Below are 25,110 nucleotides of genomic sequence, written 5' to 3'. Positions count from 1 at the left end.
CCTGTACCTGCCAACTATAACGACGGCGGCCTGCTCCACCAGGGCTTCCGCCGGGGCACCGTGAGGGCGGGCGCGCTCCTCCTCGTTGTCGCGGGCGGGCGCCGGAATCTCACTCCGGCCAGGCGGAGTCCAGGATGGTGTCCACGAAGTCGCCCCGCTCGAACCCGGGCACGTAGCGCTCCAGGACGTCGGCCTTCACATTGCCGAAAGTGGTGGCCGGCTTGGGTTCGATGCCTTCGGTGAAGGCCCTGAGGATGCGGCGCTTGAAGTCGGGGCGGGGGTGGAGGGCGACGACCGCCGCCCGGTCGGCGTCGCTGATGTCGTCGTACCCGATGCCCAGTACGTCGTACTCCACGCCGGCCGTCACGAGTGCGACCTCGGGTTCCATGAACGACGGGATGCCCGGCGTCGTGTGGAGCGCGATCGCCGTCCAGACCCGGCGGATGCCGTCCTCGGGTACGCCGTGGCTCTGCAGGAAGCGCCGTGCCTCGTCGGCGCCGTCCACCTCGAACCGGCGGCCGCTGGTTCGGAACTCCTCGTTGAGGCCGAGATCGTGGAACATGGCCGCGACGTAGAGCAGTTCCGGGTCGAAGCCGAGGCCACTGTTGTGTCCCTGGAGCCCGCCGAAGCAGTAGACGCGGCGGGAGTGGTGGTAGATCAGGTCGTCGGTGGTGTCCCGCACCAACTGGGTCGCGGCCGAGGCCAGTTCGGTGTCGGGGACCGTCACCGTGGCGAGCGCGGAGTGATCGGGGCTGCCGGGCATGGGAGTTCCTTCGTCGTGGGGGCTGCGGCGTGGGGGCTGTGGTCCTGCGGCCCGGGTTCACGGGCGGGATCCGGGTGGCACCCGGCTCCCGCCCGGTGGGGCGCCGTCGGCCTGGTCCCGGTCCGCCGGGGTGAGGTGGAGGTGGGCCAGGTCGTGCGGGACCGGTCCGTCGGGGCGGAAGAGGGGTGCGCTCGCCCCGTCGGCCGCCGTGGCGGGGGCGTCGGTGAGGCGGAGGCGGGTGCGCAGCCGTCCGTAGAAGTCGTGCGGGCCGAGCCTGATGACCCGGAGGCGGTGCGGTGCCGCGTACACCCCGACCCAGTCTCCGGCGTCGAGCACGCCGCGCAGCTGGCCGTCGATGGTCACCGCGCCCTGCCCCGAGTGCGGCAGGACCCGTACGGCGATCGGTTCGTCGGCCGCGGCGATCACGGTGCGGTCGAAGGTCATGTGTGCCGCCACGGGGGTGAACAGGACTGCGTCCATGCGTGGTGAGACCACCGGTCCGCCCGCGGCGAAGCTGTAGGCGGTCGAGCCGGTGGGGGTGGCCATGATGACCGCGTCGGCCGAGTACGAGGCGAGGAGCCGGCCGCCGATGTACACGCCGAGGCTCACCTGCCGGTCGCGGGCGAGCTTCTCCACGACGACGTCGTTGAGCGCGGTGATGTCCAGTGCCACGCCCCAGTCCTCCGCCGCGGCCTCCGCGTCGGGGTCGACGTGCGGGGGCGGCAGCATCGGGCGTCGTCCGTAGCCCATCAGGGCGTCGATGTCCTTGGGCACTTCGAGTACCCGGGAGGCGCGCATGGTCAGGGTCATGCGTTCCTCGACCGCCGCACGGCCCCGGTGGACGGCGTCGAGCGCCCGGACCACGTCCTTCGCCGGGACCTCGGTGAGGAAGCCGACGCGGCCCAGGTCGATCCCGAGGACGGCGCCGTCGTTCTTGGCGGCGATCCGGGCGCCGCGCAGGAACGTCCCGTCGCCGCCGAGGGTCACGATGAGATCGGGGTTGCCCGCGACATCGGCCTCCTCGCGCCCGCCGCGCCTGCGTTCGTCGTCGCGCCACACGTCGATGTCGGTGCACGGGATGCCTTCGCGGGCACACCAGTCGCGTACGACGCCCGCCGCGACGACGGCCTCGGGACGGCCCTGGTGCACGACGACTCCGACCCGTTCCACACTCATCGCGCTCCGACTCCCCGTGTTCCGACGACGCACTGCCCTCACTCCACTGTGCGGGAGCCGGGGGCGGGTCCGCCCGTCGTCGGGCCGGTTCGGCGGCCGGTCGGGCGACCGGGCGCGGAACGGCATGTGCCCGGCCCGACTGCGGAGGGTCGCCGCCGACGGGCCGGGCAGGGAACACCTCCGGGTCAGGACTGCGCGTCCTCCGGGATGCTGACCAACCAGCGGGTCTCCTTGCGGGGCCGCAGGTAGAACGCCCAGTAGAGCGTGGCGACCGCGGTGATCCCGCCGGTCCACAGCAGGTACTCGGTCTCCTGCTGGGTGAGGATGTAAGCCAGCACGGCGATCAGCAGCACCGGGATCGCGGGCCACAGCGGCATGCGCCAGGCCGGCGCCTCGCGGTGGGCGCCGCGGCGGCAGAGCAGCGCGGCGACGGCGACCAGCAGGTACATCGCGGTGACGGAGACGCCGGTGACGCCGTACAGGGTGTCGAGGTTGACGAAGCAGAGCGCAGCGCCGGGGACGCCGACGACCAGGGTCGCGACCCACGGGGAGCCGAACCGGCCGAGTCGGGACAGGGCGTTGTTGACCGGTCCGGGCCAGGCCTTGTCACGGGCGGAGGCGAACAGCACCCGCGAGTTCTGGATGACCATCACGATGCCGGCGTTGATGATCGCGAGGGCGACGCAGAGGCTGACGAAGGTGCCCACCGCCGAGTTGGACCAGGCGGCGACCATGGTGTTGAGGTCGCCCGAGGTCAGGGCCGCCAGGTCGGGGGCGCCGAGCGTGATGGCGACGACCGGGACGAGGATGACCGCGGTGGAGATGGCGAGGGTGGCGAGCACGGTACGGGCCACGTTGCGCCGCGGGTTCTCCAGCTCCTCCGAGAGGTAGACGGCGGTGGAGAAGCCCTGGGTGATGAAGAGCGCGATGGCGAGCCCGGAGACCACCATCATCGCGGTGACGGTCGAGCTCCCGCCGCCCGACGAGGCGACCGTGCCGTGCACCAGGGCCGAGGCGCCGCGCTCGGAGTGGGCGAAGCCGAGAACGGCGACGACGGCTGCCGCGATCACTTCGAGGACGAGGAAGATGCCGGTGATCCACGCGTTGGCGCGCAGGTCCAGCAGACCGGCCAGGGTGGCGAGCACCATCACGCCGGCGCCCGCGACGGAGGCCGGAATGTGCACGATGGGGGCGAGGTAGTCGGCCGTGCCCATGGCGATGACCGGGGGCACGATCATCACGACCAGCAGCGAGAGCACGAAGACGAGCCACCCGGCGAGCCGCCCCGCCATCGTCGACACCATGGCGTACTCACCGCCGGCACTCGGAATGAGCGTGCCCAGCTCCGAGTAGCAGAAGGCGACCGCGATGCAGAGCAGCGAGCCGACGGCGATGGTGAGGGCGGTGTACGTGCCGAGGCTGGAGAACAGGTCCGGTACGACCACGAAGAGGGTCGAGGCGGGCGTCACGCAGGACAGCGTGAGCAGTGTTCCGCCCACGACACCGATGGAACGCTTGAGCTTCTGTGGAGTGGGGCCGGTCGCTGGTGCGAGCGCCTGGGGAGCGCTGAGCGTTTCGGTCATCGTGCGGTTCCGATCAACAGGTGCGGTGTCCGAGCACGGGAGCGGTATCGCCTCCAGACGAGGACGTGGTGAGTGGTTTCGGCGCTCCCAGCGCGACATGCAATCCCGACGTGTTCCGTAGGTCAAGAGGTGTTTACCTTCGGAATTCGTTGTCCTGGTGGGGCAATCCGACGATTTTGCGCTAACAGCGCGTCAATGTCCGGGGATCGGGGGGTGCGGGAACCGCAGCCCGGCCGGTGGGAAAGTTTCCCCCATTTCCAGCATCCGGAAGGGTGGAGCGGCATCCTGGGCGGGCGGGGCGGCCGGGATGCGGTCCGGGCACCGGTCCCGCGGGTCGCGGATCTGCGGTCTTGGTGCCAGCCTGGAGTCATGGCTTGGGCGTCGTGGACGACTTGCGGGGTGTTCTCGGGGCGCGGTGGCGTGCTCACGGACGAGGTCGGTGTGCTTTCCGGGGACCTGACCGTTCACACGACCTGGGCGGACGACACGGCCCAGGTTACTGTGCAGTACACGGGTGCGATCGACTGGTTCACCATGTCGGGCAGCCCGGTGACGTGCTGTTCGGAGGAGGACAGCCGCCGACTGCACGACGCGGTGGTGCGGTCGGTCCGGGACGGGGCTGCGGCGACCGTGCCCGTACTGCCCCGCTCCCGGCCGGGCCAGGCGGCGGAACCCGCCCCGGAGTGACGCCGGCCCGGGTCACCGGGCGGTTTCCCCGCCGGGGTCGCGGAGCGCCGCGGCGACCAGCCCGTCGATCTCCTCCCTGAGTACGGCTCCCCCGCCGCCCACCAGCCGGTCGAAGACGAGTCCGTCCACGCAGGCCAGCAGTGTGAGCGTGCGGCCCTCGGCGTCGGCGACGCCCTGTGCGCGCAGGAACGCCCGCACCGCCGCACGGGCCGCGTTCTGCCGCGGTACGAGAATCTCGCGCAGTTCCGGGTGGCGCACGCTCTCGACCGCGCAGGCGTAGCGGGCCAGCGACCGCTGCCGCCCCTCGCCGGTCAGCCGCCGTTCGACGAACCCGGCCAGCCCGTCCGTCAGTTCGGCGGCGGCGCGCGGCACCCGCGCCTGCTCGCCGGCCGCCTGCAATTCCGCCTGGTCCTGTGCCACGAGCCGTCGGACGAGCGCGGTGAGCAGCGCCTGACGGGTGCGGAAGTACGCCGAGGTGGTGCCCGGCGGCAGGGCCGCCGCCCGGTCCACGGCCCGGTGGGTCAGGCCCCGCATCCCCTCCTCGGCCAGCACGTGGACGGCGGCATCGGCGAGGACGGTGCGTCGGTCTGTGGTCACCATCCCTTTCTACACCTGTAGAAGACGGGTAGTACGCTCCTTCTACAGCTGTAGAAGGTCGTGACAGGCACGGGAGGGGACCGGGCATGGGCAACAACGCGGTGGTTGTCGGCGGTGGCATCGGCGGGCTGGCCGCCGCGATCGGGCTGCGGCTCGTCGGCTGGGAGGTGACGGTCGTCGAACGCGCCCGCACTCCCGACGACGCGGGCGCGGGCATCTCCCTGCACGCGAACGGCTTGCGCGCGCTGGACGTCCTCGGTGTCGGCGCGGCGGTTCGCGCGGCCGCCCGGCCCCAGTACACCGGCGGCACCCGCACCCCGGACGGCCGTCTGCTGGCCCGCATGGACGGAGCCGCGCTGGAACGCGAGCTGGGGACGCCGATCGTGGGCATCCCCCGGTCCGAGCTGCACCGGCTGCTGCGCGCGGCCCTGCCTCCCGAATCCCTGATCGTCGGGGCCGAGGTGACGTCCGTCGACCGGTCCGACCCCTCGCGGGTGCGCCTGGCCGCGGGCGACACCGGGCTGGAGGCGGATCTGGTGGTGGCCGCCGACGGAGTCGGCAGCCGGCTGCGCACCCAGCTCTTCCCGGGGCACCCCGGTCCTGCCTACAGCGGCTCGACGGTGCTGCGCGCCATCACCGGGACGCCCGTCGATCTGCGTACCGACTTCGAGCTGACCTGGGGACGGGGGGCCGAGTTCGGCCACATCGCTTTCGCCGACGGCCGGGCCGAGTGGCACGCGGTACTCAACGCGCCCGCGGGGGTCCGGCACCCCGATCCGCTGGGCGAGGTGCGCCGCCGGTTCGACGGCTGGCACGACCCCATTCCCGCCCTGCTGGCAGCGACCCGGCCCGATGCCGTGCTGCATCACGACGTCAACGAGCTGGTGGCGCCGCTCCCTTCGTACGCGGTCGGCCGGATCGCGCTGCTCGGCGACGCCGCGCACGCCATGACCCCGAATCTCGGCCAGGGGGCCTGTCAGGCACTGGAGGACGCGGCGACACTGGCCGCCACGCTCCTTGGCGGGGCCGGCGTCGAGTCGGCGCTCGTCCGCTACGACGCCGAGCGCCGGCCCCGCAGCCAGTCGGTCGCGCGGGCCGCCCGGCAGGCCGGCCGGATGGGGCAGCAGCTGTCCCGCCCGGTGGCCGTCGCCCTGCGCAATACGGCGCTGCGGCTCGCGCCGTCCCGGGTCACCGTCCGCGCGGTCCTGCGCCATGCCGACTGGACACCGCCGCGGCTGGGCTGACCTCGAGACGGACCCGGCCGGGCGGTGGTGCGCTCACGTCAGCGGTCCGGTGACCTCAGTAGGCCCCGAAGACGTTGTCGATGGAGCCGTACTTGGCAGCGGCGTAGTTGCACGCGGCCGTGATGTTGGCGACCGGGTCGTAGCTGTCCATCGCGGTCCCGGGCACGTGGTAGGCCCGGAACGTCGGCTCGATGACCTGGAGGAGGCCCTTGGACGGCGTCCCGGCGGCGGCGTTCGAGTCCCAGTTGTTGATCGCCCGGGGGTTTCCGGAGGACTCGCGCATGACGTTGCGGTGGATGCCCTCGTAGCTGCCGGGGATGCCGTGCTCGGCCATCACGGCCAGCGACTCCTTTATCCAGCCGTCCAGATCGTTCGTGTACGTCGCGGACGGCGCAGCGGGAGCGGTGACGGCGGCGGACCGCGCCGGAGCCGCCGAGGCGGTGTGGGCACCGAGCAGGGGGAGCAGCAGGGCGGCCGCGCCCGTGCCCACGGCGATGAAACCGCGGGTCAGCGTGGCGGACCTGCGACGACGGTACGTACCCGTTGCGGGCATGATGGATTCCTCTCCGTCGCCTGCGAGGTGAGCTGTCGGGTTCAGGCTGGAGATGCCTGGCCGCGCATCTGCGTGGCTTCACCCCGAGCCGTTCCGGATTCCGGACCGGCGGCCTACCTGGGTTCCCCGCTCCTGCCGTACACGAGTGGTCGGATTGCCGGACAGCGGCAGGATTCGGCGTTCCGTCCGGATTGACGGTGACCGTAAGCGAGAAGAACCGAAGCGGACAAGACCCCAATTTTCGAATGCAATTCACTCACAAGATCGAGTAACGGGAATTTCGGTAATCCACCTCACATCGCGCGAACCACTCCCCTTGCGCGGAAAGGGAACCGAACCGCGCGGGGCGGCATCCGGCGGGCCGGACGTGACTCGCGCCACGAATTCACAAATGCGGGCATTTCGCCCGCACCTTCCGGCATTCGCACCGGGACGAATGACATTGCCCTTCCGTCACCCCGTCGTTTACAGTTCTGAGGTCCTGTTGTCTCCGATTGAGGTGGACGTTGCGCATCTGAGGTTCGCGAACATCGCGCCGTACGGCTCTGCCCGTACGCCCGTCACGCCGTAGCAGTGCTTCGCGCTGCCCGTGACCCCGCGTGGATGCGACCTCGGTGCATGAGCCGTCCCCCGATCCTCAGGACCGCCGCACCTCTTCCCATGGCCCGGTCGCTGCGTGGTGCTCGCATACGAAGCCCCCCTTCACTGCGCTTGCGAATGCGAGGAACACCATGGCGACTCCCACCACCCCCCACGCCTCTCTCACCTGCTCCGCCCTGACCTTCCGGTGGCCGGACGGCACCACCGTCCTCGACGGGCTCTCGCTCAGCATCGGCCGGGGACGCGTCGGCCTCGTCGGCAACAACGGCGCGGGCAAGTCCACACTCCTGCGACTGCTCGCCGGCCAACTGCGCCCGTCCCAGGGGTCGGTGACGGTAGGCGGCAGCCTCGCCCACCTTCCGCAGAACATCACCCTCGACACGACACTGCGGGTGGACCGGGCCCTGGGCATCGCCGAGCGGCGCGAGGCGCTGCGCGCGGTCGAGGCCGGGGACGTGGACGAGAAGCACTTCGAGACGATCGGCGACGACTGGGACGTCGAGGAACGGGCCCTGGCGACACTGGGCTCGCTCGGCCTCGGCGGCATTGAACTCGACCGCGCCGTGGGCCAGTTGTCCGGCGGGGAGACCGTCCTGCTGCGACTGGCCGCGCTGCTGCTGGAGCGCCCCGACGTCCTGCTCCTGGACGAGCCCACCAACAACCTCGATGTGCTCGCCCGCCGCAGGCTCTACGAGGCCGTCGACTCCTGGCGCTCGGGGGTACTGGTCGTGGTCAGCCATGACCGCGAACTGCTGGAGCGTGTGGACCGCATCGCCGAACTGCGCACCGGCTCGGTGAACTGGTACGGCGGTGGCTGGTCGGCGTACGAGGAGGCCGTGGCCGCCGGGCAGGAGGCCGCCGGGCGGATGTTGCGGGCCGCCGAGGCCGATGTGCGCCGCCAGAAGCGCGAACTGGAGGAGACCCACCTGAAACTGGCCCGGCGTCAGAAGAACGGCCGCAAGGCGGAGACCGAGGGCGGCCTGCCCAAGATCCTGGCCGGCCGCCGGAAGCGGTCGGCGCAGGAGTCGGCGGGCAGGCTTCGCGGCGTCCACGAGGAACGGCTCGGTGAGGCACGCGAACGCCGGGAGGAGGCCGCCGCCGCGGTCCGCGACGACGCCGAGATCCGGGTGAGCCTCCCGCACACGGCGGTGCCCACCGGACGCACCGTGCTGAGCCTGCACGGCTTGCGTCCCCGCTTCGGCAGGCTGCGCGAGGGCAGCCTCCAGGTGAACGGGCCCGAGCGGATCGCGCTCGTCGGTCGAAACGGCGCCGGGAAGACGACGCTGCTGCGCACCCTCACCGGTGAGCTGGCCCCGCTGTCCGGCGAGGCCAGGACCTTCGTACCGGTGCGGTTCCTTCCGCAGCGGCTCGATGTGCTGGACGAGGAACTGAGCGTCGCGGCGAACGTGGCCCGGACGGCGCCCGGGGTCACCGACAACCACATCCGCGCCCAGCTCGCCCGCTTCCTGTTCCAGGGCAAACGCGCGGAGCAGCCTGCGGGGACCCTGTCGGGCGGGGAGCGCTTCCGGGCCGCCCTCGCGGCGACGATGCTCGCCGCACCGGCCCCGCAGCTGCTGATGATGGACGAGCCGACCAACAACCTGGACATCGCCAGTGTGCGTCAGCTGACCGGTGCGCTCGACTCCTACGAGGGCGCGCTGCTGATCGCCAGTCACGATCTGGCCTTCCTCGGATCGGTCGGCATCACCAGGTGGCTGCTGGTCGACGAGGAGCTGCGGGAGACGAGCGCGGAGGAGGTGGCCGAGCTGCTCACGGCGCCGGAGGCCGCCGGCTGAGCGGTCGGCGGCGAGGTGCTTCCCGTAGCGGCCGGGCCGCGAGGAGGTGGGCGGAGCGGGAGAAGGGTGCGAAGCGGAAGAAGGGAGTGCGGGCCGCCGGGCGGCCGGGGCCCGCACCCCTGCCGGGATCAGAGCCTGTCGATGATCTTGTTCATCTGCTCGATCTCGGCGGTCTGGGCCGTGACGACGGCAGCGGCGAGCTTCTTCGCCTCGGCGTTGCCGCCGTTCTTCTGCTCCTCCTCGGCCATGGTGACGGCGCCCTGGTGGTGCCCGATCATGAGCTGGGCGAACTTCTTGTCGAAGTCCTTGCCCCGGGCGGCGGCCAGATCGTCCATGTCCTTGCCGGACATCATTCCGGGCATCCCCGAACCGTCCGAGCCGTGGTCCATCCCGGGCATGTCACCCATCGAGGACGAGGGCAGCGGCTTGCCCCACGACGTCAGCCAGCCCTTCATCGTGTTGATCTCGGGGTCCTGGGCCTTCTCGATCGCGGTGGCCAGCTTCTTGATCTCGGGGTCGGCGGCGCGGCCGTCGGCCAGCTTCGCCATCTCGATGGCCTGCTGGTGGTGCGGGATCATCTGCTGCGCGAACTTCACGTCGGCGTCATTGAACTCGCCGCCGGGGGTGGCCGGTGCGGAGGCACCCGCCGAGCCGTGGTCCATGCCGGGCATGGACGATCCGTCGGACTTCGAGCCGTCGGAGGAACCGCAGGCGGTCAGTGCCAGCGCGAGGACGGCGACGGCGCCGGCGGCCGCGAGGGTGCGGCGACGGGCGGCGGAGAAACGGGAAGCGGACATCACAGGTTCTTTCCAGGTGGCTGCGCCACATCCGTGGCGCGAAACGGGCAGGTTCGTCCCCGCCGGTCCGGCCCCGGGGGCCGTGGACCGGCGTCGTCCTGTCACATCCGCGCGACGCACACCTGGAGCAGCAGCTCTCTTCCGGCGAACGGCGGTCCCCGCCGGGCCGGACCGCGTACGGCGGCACGGCGCCCGGTGAGGGCCCGGACGGCGAGAAGCACCAGGCCCAGCGCCGTCAGCAGCGGCAGCACCCGGTCACGGGCCTGGGTGGATACGCACGACTCGCCCTTCATCGCGGGCATCGTGTCCGCCGCCCGGGCGGGACCGTGCTCGCCCCGCACGGCGACGTGTCCCGCCCCCATCTGCGCGGCTCCCGGTGCGGAGGCCGTCACGGCCATCGCGTCGTGGCAGCCGTCCGCGGCGCTCGCGGGTGCCCCGTGCATGAGGAACAGCCCGAGCAGGACGGCATAGAGCACCAGCAGCCGGGACGTTCCCGGTGTGTGTGTCCGTCCGCGATCCACGGCTGCCTCGAATTGGTCGGTCGTACGGGTCGTCGGGTCCTTCGGTGTGCGTCCGACGATACCCCCACCGGGTTTCCCGTCCGTCGACGCCCCGCCCCTGCCGGACGCCTTGCCGGTCACCGCGCCCCGGACCGTGCGCGTGCGGCGGGCGACGACCGTGCGGGCGTCGGCGGGCGGGCGGCGACCGCGGCGATACCCGCCCCCGGCTCAGCGGAGGCTGTCGGCGCGCGTCCAGGCGGCGTCGCGGAGCAGACGCAGACCGTTGAGGCCGACGATGACGGTGGAACCCTCGTGCCCGGCGACGCCCAGCGGGAGCGGCAGTGTGCCGACCAGATCCCACACGACGAGGCCGGTGATGAAGACCGCCGCGATCACCAGGTTCTGCACGACCAGGCGGTGGCACCGCCGCGAGAGCGCCACGGCGGTGGGGACGGTGGCGAGTTCGTCGCGGACCACTACGGCGTCGGCGGTCTCCAGGGCGAGGTCGGAGCCGGCCCTGCCCATGGCAATGCCGATGTGGGCGGCGGCCAGTGCGGGGGCGTCGTTCACACCGTCGCCGACCACGAGCACCTTGTGCCCGACGCTCTCCATCCCTCTGACCGTGTGCACCTTCTCCTGCGGCAGCAGACCGGCCCGTACGTCCTCGATCCCGACCTCGGCGCCCAGCCGGGCGGCGGCGCGCGGGTTGTCCCCGGTGACCAGTACCGGCGTCCGGCCGGTGAGTCCGGTGAGGCGGGCCACGGTGGAGCGGGCGTCGGCGCGCAGCCGGTCCGCGATGCCCAGGACGCCGACGGGCGTGCCGTCGAGTACGACCAGTGCGGCGGTGCGGCCGTCCTCCTCCAGACGCGCGGCGAGTTCGGCGGCCGGTCCGGCGGCACCGGGACGGACGTCCAGCAGGCGCGCCGGGCTTCCGACGGCGACCGTGCGGCCGTCCACGGTGGCGGTGACGCCGGTGCCCGGGGCGGAGGTGAAGTCCGCCGCGGGGGGCAGGACGAGCCCCCGGGTGCGAGCGGCCTCGGTGACGGCACGGGCTAGGGGGTGTTCGCTGGGGTGCTCGGCCGCCGCAGCCAGGGTGAGCAGGGCGTCCTCGGTCAGGCCCGAGGACGGGAGGGGACGGATGTCGGTGACCCGCGGGGTGCCTTCGGTCAGGGTGCCGGTCTTGTCGAGCGCGACGGCGTCGATGCGCCCGAGGCGCTCCATCACCACGGCGGACTTGATGAGGACCCCGTGCCGTCCGGCGTTGGCGATCGCGGACAGCAGCGGCGGCATCGTGGCCAGCACCACGGCGCACGGCGATGCCACGATCATGAAGGTCATCGCCCGGAGCAGCGTGGGCTGCAGTGCCGCGCCGAAGGCCAGGGGCACGGCGAACAGGGCGACGGTGGCGGCCACCATGCCGATCGAGTACCGCTGTTCGACCTTCTCGATGAACAGTTGGGTGGGGGCCTTCGTCCCGGAGGCCTCCTCGACCATGGCCACGATCCGGGCGATCACCGAATCGGACGGGTCGCGCTCCACGGTCACCCGCAGCGCCCCGGTGCCGTTCAGGGTTCCCGCGAAGACCTCGTCGCCGGGCTCCTTGGTCACGGGCAGCGGTTCGCCCGTGATGGTCGCCTGGTCCACCTCGCTCGCCCCGCCGAGGACCCGGCCGTCGGCCCCGACACGTTCTCCGGGACGTACCAGGATCACGTCCCCGACCCTCAATTCCTCGGTGGGTACAGCCTCTTCGGATCCCCCGGCGCCGAGCCGGGTGGCCCTGGCGGGAGCGAGGTCGAGCAGTCCGCGCACCGAGTCCGCCGTCCGCGCGGTGGCGAACGCCTCCAGGGCTCCCGAGGTGGCGAAGATGACGATCAGCAGGGCGCCGTCCAGTGCCTGGCCGATCGCCGCCGCGCCGAGCGCCGCGACGACCATCAGCAGGTCGACGTCGAGGGTCTTCTCCCTGAGCGCCTTCAGCCCCTCCAGGCCGGGCTCCCAGCCGCCGGCGATGTACGTCAGCGCGTACAGCGGGCCCCACGCCCACCACGGGGCGCCGAGCAGGTGCAGGGGCAGCGCGGCCAGGAAGAACAGCAGCGCCGCCGCGGCCCAGCGGGCCTCCGGAAGGGCCAGGATCCGGGTGCGCCGCCCAGCGCCCCTCGCTCCGACCGGTCCGGCGGGCGCGGCCGGGCGGGTGAGGGTGGAAGACATGGGCGCGATCCTTCACGCGAGAGGGCGGATTGGTCCGACCCCCGCACCATACAGGATCACATGAACACTCATTCATGTATGTATCTCCGTAGGATGAGGGCATGGGCCACGGAGTTGACGCGAAGACCGCTGCCACCGCGCGCGAGCGCCTCGACGCGGTGGGGGCCGGCGATGTGGCGTCCACTCTCCAGGCCCTGGCCACCCCGTCCCGGCTCCGCATCCTGGCCCGCCTCCAGGAGGGCCCCTGCCCCGCGACGGAGCTCGCCGACGCGGTCGGCATGGAGCAGTCCGCCTGCTCCCACCAGCTGCGACTGCTGCGCAACCTCGGCCTGGTCACCGGTGAGCGACGGGGCCGCTCGGTGATCTACGCGCTGTACGACAACCACGTGGCCGAACTCCTCGACCAGGCGCTCTTCCACGTCGAGCACCTGCGCCTGGGACTGCACGACGCCCCGGCGCGGGCCGCAGCGGAGGCGGACGGCGCGGTGGCCGCCGCCGCCCGCTGACCCCGGCACCGCCCTACCGGGTGCGCAGGCCCGCCAGGAAGTCGCCGAGAATCTCGCCGAAGGCGTCCGGCTTCTCCATGTTGGGGTAGTGGGCGGTGCCCTCGACGACCACCTCCCGCCCGTCGGCGACCGTCCGCACCAGGCGCCGGGCCATGGCGAGCTGGTCCGCGCCGTCGATGCCGCCGTTGACCGCCAGGACCGGTACCTCGATCCCGGCCGCCCGCGTCCAGGTGCCGGGGACGGGCACCCGCAGGTCGGGCTCGTCGCCGCGGTGCTTGGACAGCGTCAGCGCCACCATCTCCCGAAGCCGTCGCACGACGGTGCCGTCGACGTCGTCGAGCGTGCGGTGCGGGCCCGCCGCGAAGAGCATGAAGGCGTCGATCCACCCCTCGACGTCACCCCCGCCCAGCGCCCGGGCCTGCGCGGCCAGGACCCGCCTGCACCAGGGGTCGACGAACTCCGGCTCGCTGGTCCCCGCCCCGCTGACGACCAGCGCACGCACCAGATCCGGATGTTCGAGGGCGGTGTCGACCGCGGTCGCGGCGCCCATCGACAGCCCGGCCAGGACCGCGGGCCCGGCACCGAGGCGGCGCAGCAGTGCGGCCACGTCGTCGGTGTGGCGGAAGGGCCTGGTCCCGTTGGCCGACGCGCCGTGTCCGCGCGCGTCCGGCACGATCACGCGGTGGCGGCGGGCGAGCTCCGGCACCTGGTCGTCCCACATCCTGTGGTCGACGAAGCCACCGTGCAGCAGCACCAGCGGCGGGCCCTCGCCGATGTCCCGGTAAGCGAGGCGCCCGTCCCCGGTCTCGATGTAGTTCAGCTCGGAAGCAGCATTCATGACAACCAAGGTGCCATTCTCTGGCCACATTGACAACCGAGGTGTCATCATTGCCGGATGACCGACATCGATCCGCCCCTGGCACCCGAGGAACTGGCCCACCGGCTGACGGAGGTCTTCGCCCTGGTCGGCCCGCTCTACCGGCGGGTGCAGCGCAAGGTGGAGCAGGCCGCCCCGATCGAGGGCCTCTCCGTCGGGGTGCGGGCCGTACTGGATCTGCTGCGTGAGAACGGACCCATGACGGTCCCACAGATGGGCCGGGCACAGGCGCTGAGCCGGCAGTTCGTGCAGCGCATGGTCAACGACGCCGCCGCGGCGCGTCTGGTCGAGATCACCCCGAACCCCGCGCACCAGCGGTCCTCGCTGGTCCGGCTGACCGGGAGCGGACGGGCGGCGATCCTCGCGGCCCTGGCCCGCGAGGAGTCGCTGCTGCGCCAGGTGGACGGGGAGCTCACCGACGCCGATGTGACGGCCTGTGTACGGGTGCTCGGCCGGATGCTGGCGGCCTTCGACCACGTCGACGTCGACTGAGACCGGGCACGGTTCCCGCCCGGGAAGGGGCGGGAACCGGCGGGTCCGCCACCGCATGCGGATCCAACTGCCCCCGTCTACGCTCGGATGTGGATCTGTGCCGCAGAGGTCGTGTGTCGACAGGAAGCGAGATCCCCATGGAGCGGCTCAAGCGGTCGGGACTCGTCGGGGAACTCTCCGCGGAGTTCCTCGGCACGATGATTCTCATCCTCTTCGGCTGCGGGGTGGTGGCCCAGGTCGCGGCGGGCGGTGCGCTCACCGATCCGCCGGGCGGCCTCGGGAATCACGACAGCATCGCCTGGGCATGGGGTCTCGGAGTCACCCTGGGTGTCTATGTGGCGGGCCGGCTCAGCGGAGCCCATCTCAACCCCGCCGTCACCCTCTCCCTCGCCGCGTTCAAGGATTTCCCCTGGAAGAAGGTGGCGCCGTACTCGCTGGCCCAGGTCATGGGGGCGTTCGTCGCGGCGCTGCTGGTGCGGTGGAACTACACCGAGGCGCTGGCGAAGGTGGACCCGGGGCACACCATCAAGACACAGACGGTGTTCTCCACCCTGCCCGCCAACGGCAACCCCGCGCTCCCGGTGCACGAATGGGGCGCGCTGCGGGACCAGGTCATCGGCACCGCGATCCTGGTGCTGCTGATCTTCGCGGTCACCGACCTCCTCAACACCCCGCCGGGTGCCAATCTCGGACCGTTCATCGTGGGTCTCATCGTGGTGGCCATCGGCATGGCGTTCGGCACCAACGCCGGATACGCCATCAACCCGGCCCGTGACCTCGGCCCCCGGCTCGCGAGCTTCCTCACCGGCTACGGCGGGGCGTGGCGGGATCAGTACGGGAACTTCTACTTCTGGGTGCCGATCGTCGGCCCGCTGGTCGGCGGTCCGCTGGGGGCCTTCTTCTACAAGGTCTTCATCAGCCATTTCCTGCCCTCGGCGGAGGCCGAGCCGGAGGGGAGCATCCCCGTACCGCCGGAGAAATGACGCCCGGTTCCATCACCGGGCCCGGACTCATGAGAGGCAGCGTGCCATGGCGGACTTCGTCGGCGCAGTGGACCAAGGCACCACCAGCAGCCGCTTCATGATCTTCGATCACGGTGGCAACGAGGTGGCCAGACACCAGTTGGAGCACGAGCAGATCCTGCCCCGCCCCGGCTGGGTGGAGCACGATCCGGTGGAGATCTGGGAGCGCACCAACTCGGTGATGCAGAACGCCCTGCGCACCGGCGGTCTCAGCGGCACGGATCTCGACGCCATCGGGATCACCAACCAGCGCGAGACGACCGTCGTGTGGGATCCCCGCACCGGCCGCCCGTACTGCAACGCCATCGTGTGGCAGGACACTCGCACCGACTCGATCGCCAAGGCCCTGGAGAGCGACGGGCACGGCGAGGTCATCCGGCGCAAGTCGGGCCTCCCGCCGGCCACCTACTTCTCCGGCGGGAAGATCAAGTGGATCCTGGAGAACGTCGAGGGGGTGCGCGAGGCCGCCGAACGGGGGCACGCGGTGTTCGGGAACACGGACTGCTGGGTGTTGTGGAATCTCACCGGCGGCCCCGACGGCGGCACCCACGCCACCGATGTGACCAACGCCGGCCGGACGATGCTGATGAATCTGGAGACGCTCGACTGGGACGACGAGCTGCTGGACATCTTCGGTATCCCCCGGGCGATGCTCCCGGCGATCAACCCCTCCTCCGACGCCGGGGCGTACGGCCGCACCCGTACCTCCCGCCCGCTGCGGGCCGCGGTCCCGATCACCGGAGTGCTCGGCGACCAGCAGGCGGCCACCGTGGGTCAGGTGTGCTTCGAGCCGGGCGAGGCGAAGAACACGTACGGCACCGGCAACTTCCTGCTGCTCAACACCGGAACGAAGCTCATCCGGTCCAAGCACGGGCTGCTCACCACGGTCGCCTACCGGTTCGGGGACAGTCCGGCGGTGTACGCCCTGGAGGGTTCGATCGCGGTCACCGGGTCGGCGGTCCAGTGGCTGCGGGACCAGATGAAGATCATCACCGATGCGGCGGAGAGCGAGCGGCTGGCCCGGTCCGTCGCCGACAACGGCGGGATGTACTTCGTGCCGGCCTTCTCCGGGCTCTTCGCCCCGTACTGGCGCTCGGACGCCCGGGGCGCCATCGTCGGACTGGCGAGATACAACACCAACGGCCATCTGGCACGGGCCACTCTGGAGGCGATCTGCTACCAGAGCCGGGACGTGGTGGAGGCGATGGAGCAGGACTCCGGTGTCCATCTCGATGTGCTCAAGGTCGACGGCGGGGTCACGGCCAACGACCTGTGCATGCAGATCCAGGCCGATGTGCTCGGTGTCCCCGTCAGCCGTCCGGTGGTCGCCGAGACGACCGCGCTCGGTGCCGCCTACGCCGCCGGTCTGGCCACCGGTTTCTGGCGGGATCTGGGCGAACTGCGGGAGCACTGGCAGGAGTCGAAGCGCTGGGAGCCGCAGTGGAACGAGGAGCAGCGCACGGAGGGGTACGCGAACTGGAAGCGGGCGGTGGAGCGCACCCTCGACTGGGTCAGCGTGGGATGACGGTCCGTGCGGGCGTGCCCTGCCGGGTCCGCCCGCACGGTCCGTCCCGTGCTCAGTGCTCCGATCGCAGTCCGGCCAGCAGCTGGTAGACGGTCTCGGTGCCCTGTCGCAGGGGCTCGACGCCGATGTGTTCGTCGGTGCCGTGCATCCGCTTGAGCATGTCCCGGTTCACGGTGAACGGGTACATGCCGTACACGGGAATGTTCTGTTCCCGGAACGGCACCGCACTGGTGACCGCCTCGAACTGGCAGGCGGTGGCCCGTACTCCGGGATGGGTCCGGCGTACGGCGCTCTGCCAGGCGCGGAACACATCGGTGTCGTGGTCGGAGTCGGGGGTGGCCAGGTAGCCGCGCAGCCGGTCCAGCGCCTGCTGCTCGCTCTCACCGGGGTTGCCGACCACGCTCAGCGTCGCCCGGTTGCCGATCAGCGAGCGCAGTTCGGCGACGGTGCGTCCGGGGTCCTCGGCGCCCGGCAGGAAGGCGGCCCGGAACTCCGCGGTCGCCGTGCCCGGCACGATGCTCGGGTAGTAACCGGACTGCGCCGCGGTGAAGGCGAGCGTGGTCCGCAGCATCGCGTTGTGCAGCTCGGGGGTCTCGCTGAGCCGCACCACGTTCTCCCCCGCCCGGTCCCGCTGCCGGTCCGTGCGGGCGTCGAGCATCTCCCGCAGCGCACGGGCGAAGTGCCGGTCGGTGGTGGCCTCGGCCAGCTCGGCGAAGTACCTCCGGGAGAGAGCGTTGGGGCGGATGTGGGCACGCCACTGGCCGAGCTGTTCGAGCACCTCGCCCAGCCGGATCACCGCCTGGCCGGAGAACGGCTTGGAGGTGTGGGTGGCGTACGAGGCGGTCTCCAGGCGCAGCAGCAGGGACCGCTTGTCGTTGCAGGTCAGCGAGGCGATCATGGGCGTGGAGCCGTCGCGCTGGTTGAGCACCCAGCCGCCCTCGGTGATGACCGCGCCCGCCGCCACCCTACCGGGGTGTTCGGTGAGGAACCAGCGCACGCCGTACGGGCCCTGCTCCTCGTCGCAGTCGGACCAGAAGACGATGTCGCGGTCGAAGGACGCCCCCTGACGGACATGGCGCAGCAGTGCGGCGACGAAAGCGGCGTTGACGCCCTTCATGTCCAGCGAGCCGCGCCCGTACAGTTTGCCGTCCTTGATCTCTCCGGCGAAGGGGTCCGTCTCCCAGCGGTCGCCGATGGCGGGCACCACGTCGGAGTGGCCGAGCAGGACCAGGGGTTTCTTCGTGGCCGGGCCGCGGCCGGGGATCCGGGCGAAGAAGTGGACGTTGCCGTCCTTCGGGGTGGGCACGATCTCGGTGGCGACCCCGGCGGCGCCGAAGATCCCCTGGAGCATCCGGGCGAGCGGCAGGGTGACCGCGCCGTCCCCGGGGTTACTGGTGTTCTGCCGGATCATGGCGACAGCCAGGCCGACCGGGTCGGTGGGGTCTCCGTCGTAGGAGACGGTGGCGGGTGCGGTCGTCCCGGCGGCCCGCGCCGCGGGTGCCGCCGACGCCACCGCGCCCAGGCCCAGCACCGTGGAGGCGACGGCGGTCGCCCCGGCGCCGAGCACCGAGCGGCGGGACGGCCGGGTTCCGGGAAGGCCGTCGAGGCAGGCGGAGACCACCGCGCCCGGGTTCTCCTGATGGGCGAAGTGGCCGCCCTCGACGGACATCAGGGTGCATTCACCGCGGGTCCACTCGGCCCAGCGGCGCACGGTGACCTCGGGCACGTGCGGGTCGTCCGAGGCCCACACCGCGCGCAGATCGACGTGCGGAACAGCCCCGCGGCGGCCGTCGTAGCGGGCGGCCAGTTGCAGATCGGCGATGACGGGAGGCAGCAGCACCTCCTCGAACTCGGGGTCCGCGAGGAGTTCCGGATCGGTCAGTCCGGTCCCGGTGACGAAGGCACGGGCGTCCTCGACGGTCACGTCCTCGCCCCGGCCGTCGAAGTCGCCCGGGCACTGTCCGGCCACGGCGCAGAGCCTCGTGACGGGCACCCCGGCATCGAGCAGCCGGCGGCAGGTCTCGTACGCCAGCAGGGCGCCGAGGCTGACCCCGACCAGCACCAGCCGTCTCCCGCCCAGCAGTTCACGGATCCCGGCCGCCGCCGCGTCGGCGTAGACGGCCATGTCGGTGACGGGCTCCTCGTCGACCCGGGTGCCGCGGCCCGGTGGTGCGACGAACGCGAGGGTGATGTCCTCGGGCAGCCGGCCGCGCCAGCCCGCGAACGTGGAGCCGTGGGCGCCGGTGGGTGCGAAGCAGACGGCGAGCGTGCCGGTGCCCGGTGGCTGCTCGCCCGGCACGGTCAGCCATGGGTCGTTCATATCTGCTCCTCCTGCTGGATCTCGCGGCACAGTGCGGCGATCGCGGTGACGGTGGGTGCGCCGAGGATGCGGCGCAGCGGGACGCGGCGGCCGGCCGTCGCGGCGAGCCGGCCGGCGAGCCGCACGGCGAGCAGGGAGTGGCCCCCGGCGTCGAAGAAATTCTGCTCCGCGGATGCGGGCGGTGCGCCGAGCAGCTCGTGCCAGAGTGCGGCGACGGCGGCCTCGGTGGCGTCGGACGGGGTGAATCCGGCGGCCCGCTCCTGTCCGATGCCCGCCACGAGCGTCCGCAGTGCGGTGCGGTCCAGTTTGCCGTTGGTGCTCAGCGGGAGCCGCGGCACCCGCTGGATGCGGGCCGGCAGCATGTAGTCGGGCAGCCGGTCGCGCAGATACGCGCGCAGTGCGGCGGGGGTGGTCTCCTCGTCGTCGGTGACGCAGGCGACGATGCGTGTCTCGCCGTCCTCGTTCTCGGCGTAGGCCCCCGCGTCGGTGACATCCGGTGCCTTGCGCAGGGTGGCCTCGATCTCCTCCAGTTCGACGCGGTAGCCGCGCACCTTGATCTGGTTGTCGGAGCGGCCGGTGATCTCCAGCCCGGAGTCCGGGAGCGTGCGGCCGCGGTCGCCGGTGCGGTAGTGCAGGACGCCGGCGTCGTCGGTGGTGAAGCGGTCCTCACCGTCGCCGCCGACGTAGCCGAGGGCCAGTGGCGGTCCGGACACCCACACCTCGCCGGTCGCACCGGGCGGCAGCCGCCGGCCGAGCCGGTCGCGGACCGAGAGCGAGGCGCCCGCCACCGGGCCGCCGACGGGGACGCGTTCGGCGCCGGCGGGCAGTCGGGCGGTGTCGTAGGCGGCGACGTTGGAAGCGGTCTCCGTCATGCCGTACAGGTTGAGCAGGGTGGCGTCGGGCCAGAGCTCGCGGAAGCGCAGGACGGTGTCCACGGGCAGGACGTCGGCGCCGCTGGTGACCAGGACCGGCCGGTGTCCGCCGGGGTGTCCGGCGCTCTCCTCCAGCAGTCCGGCGATCAGCTGCGGGGTCAGGAAGAGGTGGGTGATCCGTTCCTCGCGGACGGTGGCGGCGAAGAGCGCCGGGTCGAGGAGTTCGTCGGTGGCGAGCACGACGGACGGGACGCCCCTGAGCAGTCCGCCCAGCAGTTCCCAGGGCGAGGCGACCAGTGCCAGGGACTTCTGGACGGCGAGCACCGCGTTCTCGGGGAACGGGTGGTCCCGCCACATCCATTCGAGCCGGCCGCGGACCGAACGGTGGCTGATGCGTACGCCCTTGGGGTTTCCGGTCGTCCCCGATGTGTAGACGATGTGGAACAGCGCGTCCTCGTCGGGCTCCTGCTCCGGCGCCTGGTGCAGCGGTCCCTTGGTGAGGGGCGCCAGGGTGACGCGGGGTGCGTCCAGGGTGGGGAACTGGTCGAGTCCGGGCTCGGCGAGCACACAGTGCGGTCCGGTCTCCTCCACCATCCGGCGCTGCCGCCGCACGGGGATCGCGGGGTCCAGACCGAGGTAGGCGGCCCCCGTCTTCAGTACGGCGAGCACCCCGGCGACGGCGGCCGGGCCGCGCTGGGCGGCGAGTGCCACCAGCGAGCCGGGGCCGGTGCCCTTGGCGGTGAGCCGGGCGGCCAGCCGGCCGCTCCATTCGTCGAGTTCGCGGTAGCTGACGCCGGTGCCGGCGTGGCGCAGGGCTGTGGCCCGGGGGTGGGCCGCCACCTGTTCGGCGAAGCGTTCCAGCAGGGTCGGCGTGGTCATCGGTGATCGTCTCCGGGCAGCAGATCGAGGGAACGAACGGTGGTGTGCTCGGCGCGCCGCGGGTCGGTGAGGGCCCGCAGCGCGATCAGGGTGGACTCCAGGACGTTGCGGGCTGCCGGTGCGTCGAGGAGTTCCTGCTGGTAGGCGTACTGGAGCAGCAGCCGGCCGGGGCCGTGCGGCTGGACGTACAGGGCGCAGTCGTACTTGGTGTAGCCGGTGTCCAGTTCGACGAAGCGGAACCGGACGTCCGATGCGGTGGTGGCGCGCGCCGGGTAGGGCAGCATGTTGAGCATGGTCTGGAAGACCGGGGTCGCCGACGAGCTGCGTGAGGCGGCCGGGAGCCTTCGCAGCGTCCAGCCGAAGGGATACTCGGCGGCGGCGTACGCGTCGTACACCGTCTCCCGTACCTGTGCGGTGAATTCGGTGAGGGTGGCGGCCGGGTCGATGTCCAGGCGCAGCGGCAGCATGGCGAGGGTGAAGGCGGGCACATCGGCGGTCTCCGGCCGTTCCCGCCCGGCCATCGGGGCGCCGACGACCACTTCGTCGGTGTCGCCGTAGTAGCTCAGGGCCAGTGCGTAGGCGGCCAGCAGAGGTACGAACGCGGTGGCGGATGCGGCGAGCGCGGTGGCGTGCAGGCGCCGGGACAGCTGCTCGTCCAGGACGGCCTCGGTGATCTCGCCCCGGTAGGTGGGGGTGGCGGGGCGCTGCTTCTGGGCGATCCCGAGTGCCGGGAGGTCGCCCGCGAGCCGGCGCAGCCAGTACTCCCCCGCCTCGGCGACCTCCTCGCCGGCCAGCCGCTCGGCCAGGTGGTCGAGATAGCGGTCGTAGCGGGTGGCGCGTTCGGGGTCGGGTGCGTCGGGCCGCTGTTCGTAGAGTTCGGCCAGCCGCTGGAACAGCACGGTCGCTCCCCAGCCGTCGAGGAGCAGTTCGTGCATGGTGACCAGGAGCCGGTGCTGTCCGCCGGGCAGCCGGAACAGCTCCGTCCGCAGGGCCGGTTCGCCGAGCAGGTCGAAGGGTCTGGCCGCCTCCTCGGCGGCCAGTGTGCGGAACTCCTCGGGGTGGACGTCCCGGGCGCTCGCGGGTAACGGGACCTCCCAGTGCGGGTAGTGGTGCACCACTTCCCGCCCGTCGGCCTCGTCGGTCTCGGCGAACCGGGCGAGGAGCAGCGGATTCTCCGCGAGCAGCAGCTGCCAGGCCCGGCCCAGCCGTGCCACGTCGAGGGGTCCGTCGAGTTCCAGGGAGCCCTGGTAGCTGTAGTAGGGGCTGAGCGGGTCGAGCCGCCAGTGGAAGTACACGCCCGCCTGCTGCGGGGTGAGCGGCCGGGTGCGCGGCCCGTCGTCGCGTGCCGTTACGGTGCGGACGCCGCTCGTGTGCCGCCGGTCCCGGCCGAGCGCGGCGAGTGCGGCGGGGCTGCCGTCGCGCAGTACGTCGCGCAGGCCTGCCGCCGAGCCCGTTTCGCGCAGGGCGGCGACCAGTCGCATGGCGAGCAGCGAGTCGCCGCCCAGTTCGAGGAACTTGTCGTGCCTGCCGACCCGGCCGGTGCCGAGGAGTCCGGCGACGAGGGCCGCGATCACGGTCTCCGCCCCGTCGCTCGGTGAAACGTAGGGGCGGGTGCCGGGGCGGCTGCGGCGGGGTGGTGCGGGCAGGGCCTTGTAGTCCGTCTTGCCGTTGCGGGTGAGCGGGAGCCGGGGCAGTACGACGAAGGTGTGCGGCACCATGGGCGCGGGCAGCCGTTCGCTCAGCCGGGCGCGCAGTGATTCCTCGGCCGGTTCGTCGCCGGAGGCGGTGACGTAGGCGACGAGCCGGGGCGGCTGGGGGGCCGCCGGGGTGTGGGCGCTCTCCCGGGCGACCAGGGCCCCGGTGTCGTCGGGGGTGTGGACGACGACGGCACAGGCGGCGACGCCGGGGTGAGCGCCGAGCACCGCCTCGATCTCGGCGAGTTCCATGCGTACGCCGCCGAGTTTCACCTGCCGGTCCACCCGGCCGAGGTACTCCAGTTGGCCGTCGGGCAGTACGCGGACCGCGTCCCCGGTGCGGTAGAGGCGGCCGCCGTCGGCGGAGAAGGGGTCGGTGAAGAAGGCGCGTGCGGTGCGCTCCGGGTCTCCGAGGTAGCCGCGGCCCACGACGAGCCCTCCGACGAACAGCTCCCCCGTCTCGCCGTGCGCGCAGGCGTGCCACTGCCCGTTCTCCTCGCGCAGTACGTACAGGTCGGCGTTGCCGATGGGTGAGCCGATCGGCAGATGGCGCACTCCTGCGGCCGGTGGGCCGAGTTCGGCGTGCGTGACGTCGTCCGAGCACTCGGTGGGTCCGTAGGCGTTGAGCAGCCGGATGCCCGGCATGGTCTCGTGCCACCGCCGGGCCAGGGCGGGTGGCAGCGCCTCGCCGGTGGCCACCATCCAGCGCAGCGCGCCGGGCCGTGCTCCCGCGCCCTGTTGGGCGTCCAGCAGGAAGCGGATCAGCGTGGGCACGGTCTCCAGCACCGTGGTTCCGCGTCCGCGCAGCTCCGCCAGCAGCAGGGCGCCGTCCTGTGCCTGCTCGTCGGCGAAGATCTGGACCCGGCCGCCGACCAGCAGCGGGGCGAGCATCTGCCAAACGGAGATGTCGAAGCTCAGTGGTGCGGTCTGGGCCAGCCGGTCGTCGGCGCTCAGCCCGAGGTCGTCGACCTTGGCCCAGAGGTGGTTGAGCATCCCCCGGTGCTCGACGACCGCGGCCTTGGGGCGGCCGGTGGAACCCGAGGTGTAGAGGACGTAGCGCACCTCGTCGGGGGCGGGCGGTGCGGTCCGGGGGTACGGGCGGTCCGCCGGTCGCGGTGTGGTGGTGGGTACGCCGGCTGCGCGGGCGCCCTTGACCAGTTCCCCGCTGTCGGCCGGTTCGCCGGTGGTCAGCAGCAGGGCGGCGCCGCTGTCGGTGAGCAGGGATTCGACCCGGGCGGCGGGCCAGCCCGCGTCGACCGGCAGATAGACGGCGCCCAGCAGTTCCAGGGCGAGGAACGCCGTGATGACGTCGGCGCCGCGCCGGCCGCCGACCGCGACGATCTGCCCCTGCGAGATCCCGGCGGCCGCCAGCCGTCCGGCGGTGCGGCGCATCAGGTCGGCCAGCCGGCCGTATCCGATGGATGCCTCGCCGTCCTCGATCGCGGTCCGGTCGGGGTGCGCGGCGGCGAACCGCTCGACGTAGGCGTGGACCCCTTCGTCCAGCGCGTAGGGTTCGCGGCGGGTGAGTGCCGCGGCGACGGCGCGCTCCCGCGCCCCCTCGGCCAGCGGGAGCTGCGGGTAGTGCTCGGGCAGGCCGGTCACCGGACCGCCCACTTCTCGGCCGTGACCAGCAGGTACTCGACGGGCACGCCCGTGCCGCGGGCGTCCGTGGTGTGGAATCCCTCGGTCATCTCGACCATTTCCGCGCGCAGTTCCTTCCATCGCGAGGGCGGCGAGATGGTGTTCTTCGCCGCGATGCAGGGTCCGAAGCAGTTCTCGAAGAAGGTCACCAGGTCCTCGGCCGCGGTGAACGGGTAGAAGAGTTCCCGGCGTTCGGAGGTGACCGTGAATTCGGGGCCCAGCAGCTCGGCGAGGTAGTCCGGTGATCCCCACAGCATGGGCTGTCCCTGGTGGCCGTTGGGCGAGGGGAAGTAGGCGGAGAGGATCTCCTGGAAGTGCGCGGTCCAGCTGCGTGCCGTCCAGTTGCACATGCCGATCCGGCCGCCCGGCCGCAGCACCCGGGCCATCTCCCCGCCGGAGGCTGCGTGATCGGGCGCGAACTGGATCCCGTAGGTGGAGGTCACGAGGTCGAACGAGGCGTCGGCGAAAGGGAGCTCCTGGGCGTCGCCGCGGCGCAGCTCCACCTTGACGCCGGCCTGTGCGAACCGTTCGCGGGCGTCGGGGAAGAACTCGTCCGTGAGATCCAGCCCGGTGACGGAGCAGCCGCGCAGCGCGGACAGCAGGGCGACGTTGCCGTTGCCGGTGGCGATGTCGAGATGGACAGTGTCCGGGGCGGGGGCGAGCCGGTCGACCAGTTCGACGGCGCCCGGTCGCAGCAGATCGGCGACGTGCCGGTACTCCCCGTACGACCACATGGTGCGGTTGATCTCCTGGATGTTCTGATCGATCGTCATGCGGATCC

Annotated in this window: 20 protein-coding genes and 1 riboswitch; of the genes, 7 read left to right on the top strand and 13 right to left on the bottom strand. The window is 72.1% G+C overall.

Features of this window, described 5'->3' with window-relative positions:
- Positions 1–109: 109 nt before the first annotated feature.
- The 3 genes from AADR41_RS09540 to AADR41_RS09530 all read right to left on the bottom strand — a co-directional run bounded on the left by AADR41_RS09540 (position 110) and on the right by AADR41_RS09530 (position 3,522).
- Positions 110–763, bottom strand: a complete 654-nt coding sequence (locus AADR41_RS09540; protein ID WP_342280878.1) for an HD domain-containing protein — start codon at positions 761–763, stop codon at positions 110–112.
- A 57-nt stretch (positions 764–820) separates the two neighbouring features.
- On the bottom strand, positions 821–1,939 hold the full coding sequence (locus tag AADR41_RS09535) for an NAD(+)/NADH kinase (protein WP_342280877.1): 1,119 nt from the start codon (positions 1,937–1,939) through the stop codon (positions 821–823).
- A gap of 185 nt (positions 1,940–2,124) precedes the next feature.
- Entirely contained in the window at positions 2,125–3,522 is a 1,398-nt protein-coding gene (locus AADR41_RS09530; RefSeq protein WP_342280876.1) for an APC family permease, read from the bottom strand.
- A gap of 369 nt (positions 3,523–3,891) precedes the next feature.
- On the opposite strand from AADR41_RS09530, the gene AADR41_RS09525 reads away from it, so the two are divergent.
- On the top strand, positions 3,892–4,209 hold the full coding sequence (locus AADR41_RS09525) for a hypothetical protein (RefSeq protein ID WP_342280875.1): 318 nt from the start codon (positions 3,892–3,894) through the stop codon (positions 4,207–4,209).
- A gap of 12 nt (positions 4,210–4,221) precedes the next feature.
- On the opposite strand, the gene AADR41_RS09520 is transcribed toward AADR41_RS09525, so the two are convergent.
- Positions 4,222–4,806: a TetR/AcrR family transcriptional regulator gene (locus tag AADR41_RS09520; protein ID WP_342280894.1), complete on the bottom strand. Its 585-nt coding sequence runs from the start codon at positions 4,804–4,806 to the stop codon at positions 4,222–4,224.
- An 86-nt stretch (positions 4,807–4,892) separates the two neighbouring features.
- Here AADR41_RS09520 and AADR41_RS09515 point away from each other — a divergent pair, with 86 nt between their 5' ends.
- Positions 4,893–6,050 (top strand): FAD-dependent monooxygenase, encoded by a 1,158-nt coding sequence (locus AADR41_RS09515; protein WP_342280874.1) that lies wholly within the window; start codon positions 4,893–4,895, stop codon positions 6,048–6,050.
- Positions 6,051–6,105: 55 nt separating this feature from the next.
- Here the strand turns inward: AADR41_RS09515 and AADR41_RS09510 are convergent, their stop codons facing one another.
- Positions 6,106–6,603, bottom strand: coding sequence for a transglycosylase SLT domain-containing protein (locus tag AADR41_RS09510; protein WP_342280873.1), 498 nt, complete (start codon positions 6,601–6,603; stop codon positions 6,106–6,108).
- A gap of 2 nt (positions 6,604–6,605) precedes the next feature.
- A riboswitch (cyclic di-AMP (ydaO/yuaA leader) is annotated at positions 6,606–6,793 on the bottom strand.
- Positions 6,794–7,334: 541 nt separating this feature from the next.
- Between AADR41_RS09510 and AADR41_RS09505 the strand changes: the two genes are divergently transcribed.
- Complete coding sequence (locus tag AADR41_RS09505; RefSeq protein WP_342280872.1) at positions 7,335–8,999, top strand: ABC-F family ATP-binding cassette domain-containing protein; 1,665 nt, start codon at positions 7,335–7,337, stop codon at positions 8,997–8,999.
- 128 nt (positions 9,000–9,127) lie between these two features.
- Here the strand turns inward: AADR41_RS09505 and AADR41_RS09500 are convergent, their stop codons facing one another.
- The 3 genes from AADR41_RS09500 to AADR41_RS09490 all read right to left on the bottom strand — a co-directional run bounded on the left by AADR41_RS09500 (position 9,128) and on the right by AADR41_RS09490 (position 12,501).
- Complete coding sequence (locus AADR41_RS09500; protein ID WP_342280871.1) at positions 9,128–9,796, bottom strand: DUF305 domain-containing protein; 669 nt, start codon at positions 9,794–9,796, stop codon at positions 9,128–9,130.
- Between the two features lie 101 nt (positions 9,797–9,897).
- Entirely contained in the window at positions 9,898–10,317 is a 420-nt protein-coding gene (locus AADR41_RS09495) for a hypothetical protein (RefSeq protein ID WP_342280870.1), read from the bottom strand.
- A gap of 207 nt (positions 10,318–10,524) precedes the next feature.
- Complete coding sequence (locus AADR41_RS09490) at positions 10,525–12,501, bottom strand: heavy metal translocating P-type ATPase (protein ID WP_342280869.1); 1,977 nt, start codon at positions 12,499–12,501, stop codon at positions 10,525–10,527.
- 101 nt (positions 12,502–12,602) lie between these two features.
- Between AADR41_RS09490 and AADR41_RS09485 the strand changes: the two genes are divergently transcribed.
- A complete protein-coding gene (locus tag AADR41_RS09485; RefSeq protein WP_342280868.1) occupies positions 12,603–13,007 on the top strand; it encodes an ArsR/SmtB family transcription factor in 405 nt (134 codons plus the stop codon).
- Positions 13,008–13,020: 13 nt separating this feature from the next.
- On the opposite strand, the gene AADR41_RS09480 is transcribed toward AADR41_RS09485, so the two are convergent.
- Entirely contained in the window at positions 13,021–13,845 is an 825-nt protein-coding gene (locus tag AADR41_RS09480; protein ID WP_342280867.1) for an alpha/beta fold hydrolase, read from the bottom strand.
- A 57-nt stretch (positions 13,846–13,902) separates the two neighbouring features.
- Between AADR41_RS09480 and AADR41_RS09475 the strand changes: the two genes are divergently transcribed.
- The 3 genes from AADR41_RS09475 to glpK all read left to right on the top strand — a co-directional run bounded on the left by AADR41_RS09475 (position 13,903) and on the right by glpK (position 16,923).
- Entirely contained in the window at positions 13,903–14,376 is a 474-nt protein-coding gene (locus tag AADR41_RS09475; RefSeq protein WP_342280866.1) for a MarR family winged helix-turn-helix transcriptional regulator, read from the top strand.
- Positions 14,377–14,513: 137 nt separating this feature from the next.
- On the top strand, positions 14,514–15,359 hold the full coding sequence (locus AADR41_RS09470; protein WP_342280893.1) for an MIP/aquaporin family protein: 846 nt from the start codon (positions 14,514–14,516) through the stop codon (positions 15,357–15,359).
- Positions 15,360–15,405: 46 nt separating this feature from the next.
- Positions 15,406–16,923 carry a glycerol kinase GlpK gene (glpK, locus tag AADR41_RS09465; protein WP_342280865.1) on the top strand — a complete coding sequence of 506 codons (1,518 nt, stop codon included), beginning with the start codon at positions 15,406–15,408 and terminating at the stop codon, positions 16,921–16,923.
- Between the two features lie 52 nt (positions 16,924–16,975).
- Here glpK and AADR41_RS09460 read toward each other — a convergent pair whose 3' ends face one another.
- Genes AADR41_RS09460 through AADR41_RS09445 form a run of 4 tightly spaced genes read right to left on the bottom strand, consistent with a single transcriptional unit; the run spans position 16,976 to position 25,102 of the window.
- Positions 16,976–19,243, bottom strand: a complete 2,268-nt coding sequence (locus AADR41_RS09460) for a M20/M25/M40 family metallo-hydrolase (protein WP_342280864.1) — start codon at positions 19,241–19,243, stop codon at positions 16,976–16,978.
- Positions 19,240–20,994 carry a non-ribosomal peptide synthetase gene (locus tag AADR41_RS09455; protein ID WP_342280863.1) on the bottom strand — a complete coding sequence of 585 codons (1,755 nt, stop codon included), beginning with the start codon at positions 20,992–20,994 and terminating at the stop codon, positions 19,240–19,242. The genes AADR41_RS09460 and AADR41_RS09455 overlap by 4 nt, the downstream gene beginning before the upstream one ends.
- The gene (locus AADR41_RS09450; RefSeq protein WP_342280862.1) at positions 20,991–24,290 is read right to left on the bottom strand and encodes an amino acid adenylation domain-containing protein; all 3,300 of its coding nucleotides are present in this window, start codon (positions 24,288–24,290) and stop codon (positions 20,991–20,993) included. Before AADR41_RS09450 ends, AADR41_RS09455 begins: the two co-directional genes overlap by 4 nt.
- Complete coding sequence (locus tag AADR41_RS09445) at positions 24,287–25,102, bottom strand: class I SAM-dependent methyltransferase (protein ID WP_342280861.1); 816 nt, start codon at positions 25,100–25,102, stop codon at positions 24,287–24,289. The genes AADR41_RS09450 and AADR41_RS09445 overlap by 4 nt, the downstream gene beginning before the upstream one ends.
- Between the last annotated feature and the right edge of the window lie 8 nt (positions 25,103–25,110).

This window comes from Streptomyces sp. CLV115 (assembly GCF_038448545.1).
Classification (GTDB): domain Bacteria; phylum Actinomycetota; class Actinomycetes; order Streptomycetales; family Streptomycetaceae; genus Streptomyces; species Streptomyces sanglieri.
The sequence above is the reverse complement of the archived record's forward strand: the minus strand, read 5'-3'. Positions and strand labels throughout refer to the sequence as shown.

What these genes read in the sequence shown, in the direction of transcription:
- AADR41_RS09540 (WP_342280878.1), bottom strand. Translation starts at nt 763, where the DNA reads ATGCCCGGCAGCCCCGATCACTCCGCGCTCGCCACGGTGACGGTCCCC.
- AADR41_RS09535 (WP_342280877.1), bottom strand. Translation starts at nt 1,939, where the DNA reads ATGAGTGTGGAACGGGTCGGAGTCGTCGTGCACCAGGGCCGTCCCGAG.
- AADR41_RS09530 (WP_342280876.1), bottom strand. Translation starts at nt 3,522, where the DNA reads ATGACCGAAACGCTCAGCGCTCCCCAGGCGCTCGCACCAGCGACCGGC.
- AADR41_RS09525 (WP_342280875.1), top strand. Translation starts at nt 3,892, where the DNA reads ATGGCTTGGGCGTCGTGGACGACTTGCGGGGTGTTCTCGGGGCGCGGT.
- AADR41_RS09515 (WP_342280874.1), top strand. Translation starts at nt 4,893, where the DNA reads ATGGGCAACAACGCGGTGGTTGTCGGCGGTGGCATCGGCGGGCTGGCC.
- AADR41_RS09510 (WP_342280873.1), bottom strand. Translation starts at nt 6,603, where the DNA reads ATGCCCGCAACGGGTACGTACCGTCGTCGCAGGTCCGCCACGCTGACC.
- AADR41_RS09505 (WP_342280872.1), top strand. Translation starts at nt 7,335, where the DNA reads ATGGCGACTCCCACCACCCCCCACGCCTCTCTCACCTGCTCCGCCCTG.
- AADR41_RS09500 (WP_342280871.1), bottom strand. Translation starts at nt 9,796, where the DNA reads ATGTCCGCTTCCCGTTTCTCCGCCGCCCGTCGCCGCACCCTCGCGGCC.
- AADR41_RS09490 (WP_342280869.1), bottom strand. Translation starts at nt 12,501, where the DNA reads ATGTCTTCCACCCTCACCCGCCCGGCCGCGCCCGCCGGACCGGTCGGA.
- AADR41_RS09485 (WP_342280868.1), top strand. Translation starts at nt 12,603, where the DNA reads ATGGGCCACGGAGTTGACGCGAAGACCGCTGCCACCGCGCGCGAGCGC.
- AADR41_RS09480 (WP_342280867.1), bottom strand. Translation starts at nt 13,845, where the DNA reads ATGAATGCTGCTTCCGAGCTGAACTACATCGAGACCGGGGACGGGCGC.
- AADR41_RS09475 (WP_342280866.1), top strand. Translation starts at nt 13,903, where the DNA reads ATGACCGACATCGATCCGCCCCTGGCACCCGAGGAACTGGCCCACCGG.
- AADR41_RS09470 (WP_342280893.1), top strand. Translation starts at nt 14,514, where the DNA reads ATGGAGCGGCTCAAGCGGTCGGGACTCGTCGGGGAACTCTCCGCGGAG.
- glpK (WP_342280865.1), top strand. Translation starts at nt 15,406, where the DNA reads ATGGCGGACTTCGTCGGCGCAGTGGACCAAGGCACCACCAGCAGCCGC.
- AADR41_RS09460 (WP_342280864.1), bottom strand. Translation starts at nt 19,243, where the DNA reads ATGAACGACCCATGGCTGACCGTGCCGGGCGAGCAGCCACCGGGCACC.
- AADR41_RS09455 (WP_342280863.1), bottom strand. Translation starts at nt 20,994, where the DNA reads ATGACCACGCCGACCCTGCTGGAACGCTTCGCCGAACAGGTGGCGGCC.
- AADR41_RS09445 (WP_342280861.1), bottom strand. Translation starts at nt 25,102, where the DNA reads ATGACGATCGATCAGAACATCCAGGAGATCAACCGCACCATGTGGTCG.